This window comes from Pseudarthrobacter sp. NKDBFgelt, from assembly GCF_046097905.1.
Lineage (GTDB): Bacteria > Actinomycetota > Actinomycetes > Actinomycetales > Micrococcaceae > Arthrobacter > Arthrobacter polychromogenes.
Genome location: NZ_JBJURL010000121.1, coordinates 1 through 7,581 on the forward strand (window position 1 = coordinate 1; position 7,581 = coordinate 7,581).

General features: G+C 68.2%; 7 protein-coding genes and 1 pseudogene. 5 read left to right on the forward strand and 3 right to left on the reverse strand.

Annotated features, from left to right (window positions below; all coding sequences use genetic code 11):
* From ACKAE7_RS19975 to ACKAE7_RS19985, 3 genes and pseudogenes are all read left to right on the forward strand, one after another.
* Positions 1-487: pseudogene (locus tag ACKAE7_RS19975) on the forward strand (urea amidolyase); the annotation flags it as partial.
* Positions 487-2,223 (forward strand): acetyl/propionyl/methylcrotonyl-CoA carboxylase subunit alpha, encoded by a 1,737-nt coding sequence (locus ACKAE7_RS19980; RefSeq protein ID WP_408980107.1) that lies wholly within the window; start codon positions 487-489, stop codon positions 2,221-2,223. The pseudogene ACKAE7_RS19975 and the gene ACKAE7_RS19980, both read left to right, overlap by 1 nt.
* Before the next feature lie 32 nt (positions 2,224-2,255).
* Entirely contained in the window at positions 2,256-2,954 is a 699-nt protein-coding gene (locus ACKAE7_RS19985; protein ID WP_188811521.1) for a GntR family transcriptional regulator, read from the forward strand.
* A gap of 80 nt (positions 2,955-3,034) precedes the next feature.
* Here the strand turns inward: ACKAE7_RS19985 and ACKAE7_RS19990 are convergent, their stop codons facing one another.
* The 3 genes from ACKAE7_RS19990 to ACKAE7_RS20000 all read right to left on the reverse strand — a co-directional run bounded on the left by ACKAE7_RS19990 (position 3,035) and on the right by ACKAE7_RS20000 (position 5,578).
* A complete protein-coding gene (locus tag ACKAE7_RS19990; RefSeq protein WP_408980108.1) occupies positions 3,035-3,820 on the reverse strand; it encodes a putative hydro-lyase in 786 nt (261 codons plus the stop codon).
* Complete coding sequence (locus ACKAE7_RS19995; protein ID WP_188811517.1) at positions 3,817-5,034, reverse strand: NRAMP family divalent metal transporter; 1,218 nt, start codon at positions 5,032-5,034, stop codon at positions 3,817-3,819. Before ACKAE7_RS19995 ends, ACKAE7_RS19990 begins: the two co-directional genes overlap by 4 nt.
* Before the next feature lie 196 nt (positions 5,035-5,230).
* Positions 5,231-5,578 (reverse strand): hypothetical protein, encoded by a 348-nt coding sequence (locus tag ACKAE7_RS20000; protein ID WP_066273753.1) that lies wholly within the window; start codon positions 5,576-5,578, stop codon positions 5,231-5,233.
* Positions 5,579-5,777: 199 nt separating this feature from the next.
* On the opposite strand from ACKAE7_RS20000, the gene ACKAE7_RS20005 reads away from it, so the two are divergent.
* Together ACKAE7_RS20005 and ACKAE7_RS20010 are read left to right on the forward strand one after the other, a co-directional pair.
* Positions 5,778-6,404: a hypothetical protein gene (locus tag ACKAE7_RS20005; RefSeq protein WP_408980110.1), complete on the forward strand. Its 627-nt coding sequence runs from the start codon at positions 5,778-5,780 to the stop codon at positions 6,402-6,404.
* A gap of 78 nt (positions 6,405-6,482) precedes the next feature.
* On the forward strand, positions 6,483-7,256 hold the full coding sequence (locus ACKAE7_RS20010) for a YcnI family protein (RefSeq protein WP_408980109.1): 774 nt from the start codon (positions 6,483-6,485) through the stop codon (positions 7,254-7,256).
* Positions 7,257-7,581: the final 325 nt, after the last annotated feature.

Here is a 7,581-nt window from a genome sequence, read left to right on the forward strand (position 1 = left end):
AGTGGGCCATGCCGAACCGCCTGCCCTGCCGGAAGACCTCTCACCAGGCGCCGGCGGCAAGCCCGTGGTGCTGCGCATCACAACCGGCCCCCGCCACGACTGGTTCACGCCCCGCTCCCTCGCGGCCCTGACCGGGCAGGAGTGGACCGTGACCGCCGAATCGAACCGCATCGGCGTCCGGCTGGACACCGGACCGTCCGCGCCCGGAGCCGCCGACGGCACCCCGCTGGAACGGGCACGCGAAGGGGAACTCCCCAGCGAAGGCGTGGTGGCCGGCTCGCTGCAGGTCCCGCCGTCGGGCCTTCCCGTCCTGTTCCTCGCCGACCATCCGGTCACCGGAGGCTATCCCGTGATCGGTGCCGTTATTCCCGAAGACCTTCCTGCCGCAGCGCAGCTTCCTCCGGGCGCCACCCTGCGTTTCGTGGAGGTTGACCCCGAAACTCTGCAGCACCCGGCCCCTCTCCCGAGCACGCGAAAGAAGCAATGATGAAAAAAGTCCTGATCGCCAACCGCGGTGAAATTGCCGTCCGGATTGCCCGCGCCTGCACCGACGCTGGCCTGGTCTCCGTGGCCGTGTACTCGGACCCGGATGCGGACGCGCTGCACGTGCGCCTCAGCGACGAGGCCTACGCGCTGGGGGGCTCAGCCAGCTCGGAAACCTACCTGGACATCCCTAAGCTCCTGGCTGTCGCTGCCCGGTCCGGCGCCGACGCCGTCCACCCCGGTTACGGTTTCCTTTCGGAGAACGCCGACTTTGCGCAGGCAGTGCTCGACGCCGGACTCACGTGGGTGGGCCCCTCGCCGGACGCGATCCGCAGCCTGGGCAACAAGGTCACCGCCCGCGAAATTGCGGTCCGCGCGGGTGCGCCCCTGGTCCCCGGTTCCGACGGACCGGTAGCTGACGCCGACGCGGTCCGCGCCTTTGCCGCGGAATTCGGGGTGCCCGTGGCCATCAAGGCGGCCTTCGGCGGCGGCGGCCGGGGCCTCAAGATCGCGCACCGGATGGAGGACATCGACGACGCCTTCGACTCCGCGGTCCGTGAGGCGACAGTGGCGTTCGGCCGGGGCGAGTGCTTTGTGGAGCGCTTCCTGGACCGGCCGCGGCACGTGGAGGCCCAGGTCCTGGCCGACACCCACGGGAACGTGGTGGTGGTGGGCACGCGGGACTGCTCCCTGCAGCGCCGCAACCAGAAGCTGGTGGAAGAGGCACCGGCACCGTTCCTGACCGCGGAGCAGCGCACCCGCATCCACGAGTCCGCGCGCGCCATCTGCCGTGAGGCCGGCTACACCGGTGCCGGCACGGTGGAGTACCTGGTGGCCCCCGACGGCGTGATTTCGTTCCTGGAGGTGAACACCCGCCTGCAGGTGGAGCACCCCGTCACCGAAGTGACGTCCGGGCTGGACCTGGTGCGGGAGCAGTTCCGGATCGCGGACGGGCTGCCCGTGTCCGTCACCGAGGACCCGGCACCCACCGGCCATGCGTTCGAGTTCCGTCTCAACGCCGAGGACGCCGGCCGGGGCTTCCTGCCGGCCCCCGGACCGGTGGACGTGTTCGAGGCGCCCACCGGAGCCGGGATCCGCGTGGATTCCGGTGTACGGTCCGGCTCCGTCATTCCTGCCGAATACGACTCCCTGATGGCCAAGCTGATCGTCCACGGCGAGGACCGCCAGCAGGCCCTGCGCCGCGCACGTGCCGCCCTGGACGAGCTGCGGATCGAGGGCGTCCCCACCGTTCTTCCGTTCCACCGCGCCGTGGTGCGGGATCCCGACTTCACCGCGCCGGACCGGCTGGGCGTGTTCACCACCTGGATTGAAACGGAGTTCGCCGGCCGTCTGGCCGCCTCCCTGCAGACCGGCGCCCAGGGCCCCCTGGCCCGGCGCGAAACCCTGACTGTCGAAATCGACGGGAAGGCCGTCCAGCTCGGTCTGCCCGCAAAGGTATTCCACGCCCTGCTCCACGGCGGAGGGGCCGCCGTCGAACCTTCTGCAGGCACGGAGAGCGCCGACGCGGACGGCGAGGTCACCGCCCCCATGGGCGGGAACCTGGTCAAGTGGGTGGCCGGTGACGGCGCCGGGGTTGGTGCCGGGGATCCTGTTGCCGTTTTGGAGGCCATGAAGATGGAAACCGTGGTGGTTGCCTCTGCCACCGGAACCTTCCGGCGCGGCGGCCAGGAACCGGGCGCCGCCGTGGCCCGCGGCGAAGTGCTGGGTACTGTCGGCTAGCATCGTTAGTCGAACGGGAATGGGGGAAAGCAATGAACACTCCGGCAGACGGTACAGCCGAACACGCACACACCACGGCCTGGATCGCGTCAGTGCTGCGCACCCGCATCGCCGCGGGTGAACTGACCCCGGGCTCCAAGCTGTCCGAGGAGCCGCTGTGCGCAGCACTCGGCGTTTCACGCAACACCCTGCGCCAGGCGTTCACCACGCTCGTCAGCGAATCCATTGTGACGCGCATACCAAACCGCGGCGTCTTTGTGGCCTCACCCGGCGTCGACGAAGTTCGCGAAATCTACCGCGTGCGGCGGATGATTGAGCCTGCCGCCGTCCTGTGGGGCGAGCTGACGCCCCAGGTGCTGGAGGGACTGGAAACCATTGTGCAGCGGGCGCAGCAGGCCCGGGACAGCGGATCCGTGCCCGCCATGGCCGATGCCAACCAGGCACTGCACGGGGCCGTGGTTGCCCTGACCGGCAGTGCGTCGCTGCAGGAGCTCATGGACCGGGTGCTGGCCGAAATGCGGCTGGTGTTCCACTCCATGGCTTCGGCACCGGACTTCCACAGCCACTATGTGGACCGCAACGTGGCACTGGTGAAGCGCCTGCGCGCCGGCGAACGCCAGGAGGCTGCAGAGGGACTGCGCGCCTACCTGGACGAGGCCGAGGCGGAGCTGCTGGTGCACCTGGGCGCGGAGCAGGACCGCCGGTCCGGTATGCGACAGCGCGCCGGATAGGCACGCAGCCGAAACATACAACTGTGGGGCAGGAGATTCCTCCTGCCCCACAGTTTGTTCTCTAAGTTGTCCTTGGGCGCCTACGGCACCAGGTAGTCGCTGTCCCGGGCGTCCGTGATCAGCATGTGGCCGGGCGCATGGCCGATGGCCAGCGGGGGCCGCGACTGCATCACGGCCGCCTGCGGCGTCACTCCGCAGGCCCAGAACACCGGGATGTGGCCGGCCGGGATCTCCACGGCGTCGCCGAAATCGGGCCGGCCCAGATCGGCGATGCCCAGCTCCCCCGGGTTGCCCACGTGGACCGGGGCGCCGTGCACGGCAGGGTACCGCGAGGTGATGCGGACGGCGTCCGCAACCTGCGAGGCCGGTACCGGGCGCATGGAAACCACCATCGGACCGGACATTGACCCTGCCGGGTCACATGCCCGGTTGGTCCGGTACATGGGCACGTTCACACCCTGGTCGATATGCGCGATCCGGATGCCCCCGTCCTGCAGGGCTGCCTCGAAAGTGAAGGAGCAGCCGATCAGGAACGTCACAAGGTCGTCCTGCCAGTAGCCGGTGATATCCGTGGGCTCGTCCACTTTTTCGCCGTTCCTGTAGACGGTGTACTTGGGGACGTCCGTGCGGATGTCCCCGCCGGCCAGCAGCGGCCCGGTGGTGTGGCCCGGTTCGAGGATGCCCAGGATGGGGCACGGCTTGGGGTTGCGCTGGGCGAACAGCATCAGGTCGAAGGCATGCTCCCGCGGAATCGACAGGACGTTGGCCTGCGCGTAGCCGCGGGACCAGCCCGAGGTCGGCTCCACGAGTCCGGCTCGGAAAGCGGCGCGGGCTTCTGCGGGGAGGAGGGACGCGCGGCTGGTCATGACCACAGCTTCGCCAGGCCCAGCACGGAGTTCCAGCCAAGGAACAGCGTGAGCAGCCAGGTGAGAACGCCGACAATCAGAAGCCATTTGGGGTAGGCGTAACCGTGCATGAGGTCGCGGCGCCGCCAGGCAACCCAGAGGAGGATCCCGAAGCCCACCGGGAGGATCAGCCCGTTGAAGGCACCGGCGAAGATCAGCAGCTGCTGCGGGGCCTGGCCAAGGAACAGGTAAGCCGTGGCGCAGCCTGCGATGAAAACGACAGTGATGAGGTTGCGCTTACGTTCGGGAGTCCGGGACGAGGTGATGAAGGAAACAGAGGTGAAGGCGGCTCCGATGACCGATGTGACGGCGGCGGCCCAGAGCACGATGCCGAACATGCGGGTGCCGATCTCGCCTGCAGCTGCACCGAAGGCTTCCGCAGCCATGTTGTTGCTGGTGAGCACCGTGCCGCCGGCCACCACCCCGAGGATGGCCAGGAACAACAGGACGCGCATGATGCCCGTGACGATAATGCCCAGAACCGAGCTGCGGGTGATCTCCCTGACATGTTCAATGCCCGTGGCCCCGGAATCCAGCATCCGGTGCGCGCCGGCGTAGGTGATATAGCCGCCCACGGTTCCACCAACGAGCGTGGTGATGATCAGGAAGTCCACCGTCTCCGGCAGGAAGGTGTTCTTAAGGGCCTCGCCGACGGGCGGGGCGGCAACGATGGCCACGTAGATCATCAGCAGGATCATCACGGCGCCCAGGAGCACCACGATCCGGTCCAGCGCCATCCCTGCCTTCTTGCTCAGGAAGATCAGGATGGCGACGAGCGCGGAAACGGCGCCGCCGATCTTGGGATCAACGCCGAGCATGGCATTGGCTCCGAGTCCGGTTCCGGCAATGTTGCCGATGTTGAAGACGACGCCGCCAAGGAAGACCAGGCCGGCCAGGAACCACCCGACGCCGGGAATCACCTTGTTGCCGAGCTCCTGCGCGCGCAGCCCCGAAACGCCGATAACGCGCCAGACGTTCATCTGGACTGCGATGTCGATGAGGATCGACGCCAGGATGGCGAAAGCGAAGGCAGCGCCAATCTGGGCGGTGAAGACCGTGGTCTGGGTGATGAAGCCGGGCCCGATGGCACTGGTGGCCATCAGGAACATCGCTCCCAGGAGGGCCGTGCGCCGAGCCGAGGAGCTCAGGTTCAGTTTTGTGCTGGTTTCTGCCATGGGTCCGTCCAATATTAAGGGTGACTGGAGTCACAGTGGTCGTCCCGACTGACATTACAGGTTGTTGAACAATCGGCGCAAGGTATTGTTCAACAACTTTTTTCTGGGCGGTCAAATCCCTATTCAACGAAGGAAGGCCGGGACCCCTCGGATCCCAGCCTTGCGGTCGCCGGCCGTTCGCCGGGCGGCTGAACAGCTACAGCCTGTCGGTCCGTTCCTCGCCGCCCTTGTGGCCCGAGCCGCGGAGATTCTCCTGCACCTTGCCGAACAGGTCCTTGATGGTGGACTCGGCGTTGGAGATGACATCCACCTGCAGGTATACCGGGTGGCTGACCGGGAGATCGTATTCATCCTTCAGGTGGGTGCCGCCCGAGACGCCGGCAAGGGACAGGTACACCATGGCCTCCGTGCGGGCTATTCCAGCGATCTTCCCGAACACCACAGTGAACTCGTTCGGCTGGAAGCTGACCGTGTGGCCAACATGCCCGCGGTCCAGTTCACCGGCGGGAACGGCCTTCTCTGACTGGCTTCCGGTGTAGTCCATGAACTTCTCCTCAAGATCGCCTGGCAGTTACGCTCGCAGTCTACGCGGGCCCGAAGTGGCGGTACATACCCGGCGGGCGGGCCTGCACCGGCCCGGCCGGAGCGCGCACCAGCCCTTCCCGCCGGTAGAATCTGAACGGCCATCGTTTAAAACGGCGCCGCCGTCCGCGGCCCGTTCCGTCATGGGAGGGGGACCATCCGTGCTGGCGCATCGTCCCCGGACGCCCTTCCACCTCTTCCGGGCCACTGCCGTGGCAACCGTCATCCTGGCGCTTGCGGCCGGAGCGCACCTCGCTGCGGGCGGGGAGCTCCCCGCGCCCGCCATCATGCTGGCCGTGCTGTCCCTGACCGCGCTCGGCAGCACCACTGCAACACGCCTGCGCCTGGGATTCCCCGCCCTGGCGGCGCTCCTGGGCGGCGGGCAGCTGGCGCTCCATGAGGTCTTCACGGCCTTCACTTCCTCCGGCGCCACCGTGGGATCCGGCACCGGCACACCCCATGGCAGCCACTTCGCCGAAACCGGCCTCCTCGCCCCGGCGGCGGACCATCTCACCGGAGCCGCGGCAACAGCCGGTCCCCTGATGCTCGCTGCGCACGTCCTGGCGACGCTGGGGTCCGCGCTGCTGCTCGCCAAAGGCGAGGCCGCACTGTGGGCGCTGGCCGCCTGGCTTCGGCCCCTTGTTGCGCTCCCCCAGCCGGTGGCGTGCGACGACGGTACCGCGCCTTTAGCTGCTTTTCCTCCTGCCGCCGCCCCGTTGCGTCCCTGGCGCAATCTCAGGCAGGACAGCCGGCGCGGCCCGCCTTCCGCCGTCGTGCTTTCCTCCTAACCCGCTCCGCGTCCTGCGGCGCCGGGCCCACAAATCTTTTAGCACCCCGGTTCCGGGCGTGCGCCGGAAAGGCAACCCATGCATACCTCCATCCTTCGACGTTCCCTGGCAGCGGCAGCAGCAACCGGAGGCGCCGCGGCACTCCTGCTGGCAGCCGCGGGCGGTGCGGCCGCCCACGTCGGCGTCACGCCGGACAAGACCTCGGCCAACTCCTATGCCCTGCTCACGTTCGCGGTCCCCCACGGCTGCGACGAGTCCGGCACCTCCAGGGTGGCCATCACGCTGCCCGCGGAGCTGAACGACGCCCAGCCCACGGTCAACCCGAACTGGACCGTGGAGAAGGTGACCGAGCAGCTCCCTGAACCCAAGAAGCTCGCAGACGGCACCTCCATCACCAAGCGGACCAGCCAGATCGTCTACACCGCCAAGGCGCCCCTGGAACACCAGCTCCGGGACACCCTGATCCTCTCGGCAAAACTTCCTGATGCAGCCGGAACAACGCTGTACTTCCCCACGCTGCAGACCTGCGAAACAGGCCAGACTGACTGGTCCGAAATTCCGGCGGGCGGCCAGGACCCCCATTCCTTGAAAGCACCTGCACCGTCGGTCACCGTCACGGAAGCGGCAAGCACTGACGGCCACGGCGCGGCCCCGGCCGCATCCCACTCCACCGAACAGGCCTCGGCGGTCACCGGCGGCGGGGCAGATGACGGCGGGGCAGAAGCGCGCAGCTGGGCAGGCCTGGCAGCGGGCGTCGGCGGGCTGGTACTGGGCGGTACGGCGCTGGTCCGCAGCACGGCGCGGGCCCGCAAGACGACATCGCGCAGCGCGGCCGAACCCGCTGCGAAGTAGTACCGCACCAACGCAAAGCCGCACCTCAGGAGGCCCAGCCGGGCAGGGCCGTCGCTTTTGATGCCCGGATCATCACGATCCGGGCATCAAAATGCCGGGGCGGCCCGTTGCGGCGTTGACGCGGGCACCTGCTGCGGCGAAGGTGGTGCCATGAGGTCTCAGCGAATTTTCCAGGGGTTGGTCATGTCCACGGCGGCCGCGGCGGCAGCACTGATGCTCAGTGCCTGCGGGCCGGCGCAGCCGCAGTCGCAGCCGACTGCAGCAAACACCGGCACAGGCACCGGCTCGGCCAGCAGCCCAGCCAGCCCCGAAGCGTCGTCCGCGG